This window comes from Streptomyces poonensis (assembly GCF_014650915.1).
Taxonomy (GTDB): Bacteria; Actinomycetota; Actinomycetes; order Streptomycetales; family Streptomycetaceae; genus Streptomyces; species Streptomyces poonensis.
The window spans coordinates 1-1040 of record NZ_BMVW01000041.1 but is presented as its reverse complement, the minus strand read 5'-3'; the positions used below and the strand labels follow the sequence as shown (position 1 = coordinate 1040).

Below are 1040 nucleotides of genomic sequence, written 5' to 3'. Positions count from 1 at the left end.
ACATGGCCCTCGCCGGGTGTTCGATCGAAGCGCCAGCATCGTCCGCCCACCCGGCGAGGTTGTGGTCAGTGTGCGCCCGCCCATCGTGTTCGCCAATGCGTCCGACGTCGAACGTGAACGATTACGGGACCTGCTGCGCGGCCGAGGCCGGACGGTGGTGCGGGCGGTGATGGTGCTGTTGTCGCTGCACGGGCTGTCACCTGCACAGATCGCCGTGCTGGTGGAGTGCGACCCGGCCACGGTGCGTCGGTGGATCGGCCGCTTCAACGCCTGCGGGGTGACCGGTCTGGCCGACCGGCCCCGCAGCGGACGGCCGAGGCTGGGCGGCCGACGACTGCCCGCGCGGATCGCCGCGCTGCTTGAGCGGCCGGGGCCCTGGACGGTGCCGCGGCTGCACCGGCATCTGCGGCGTCCTGCAATGAGCCGGCGCACGCTGTACCGGCGGGTGCGGCAGGTGGCCGTCTGGCGGCGGCCCCGACTGATCGCCCGCGGTGATCCGGCCCGCGACGCGGTGGTGGCGGCGATCGTCAAACGGCTGCGGTTGCTGCCGCCCGGCACGGTGGTCTGGGCGGCCGATGAGACCCACGTGCACCTGCTGCCGCACCTGCGGTCCAGCTGGACGACGTTCGCCCACCGCCCGCAGATCGCCACCCCGGGCAAGAACCGCCAGCTCACGGTGCTGGGTGCGCTGGAGGTGACCACCGGCGCCTTCCGTTACCGGCTCGGCCGCCGGTGTGCGGCCGACTTCCTGGCCCTGCTCCAGCAGCTGGCGGCCGCCTCCCCCGCCGCCCCGGCGGTGGTGGTGCTGTGCGACAACGACTCCATCCACCACGCCCGTGCGGTCCGCGAGTTCGTTGCCGGCCAGCCTGGCCTGCACCTGTGGTACGGCGCCCGCTACAGCCCGCACGACAACCCCGTCGAACGCGTCTGGGCCGCGCTCAAGGCCTTCCTTGCCAACACCGCCGTTACGTGGCCCAGCCGCCGACGACAGGTGCATGCGTTCTTCCGGACCCGCTCACCCGGCCAGCTTCTGACCACCG

At 72.9% G+C, this 1040-nt stretch carries 1 protein-coding gene; it reads left to right on the top strand.

Annotation, left to right across the window (positions count from 1 at the left end; all coding sequences use genetic code 11):
* Positions 1 to 70 precede the first annotated feature (70 nt).
* On the top strand, positions 71 to 1040 hold a 970-nt coding region (locus IE242_RS37255; RefSeq protein WP_189867529.1), incomplete at its 3' end, for an IS630 family transposase.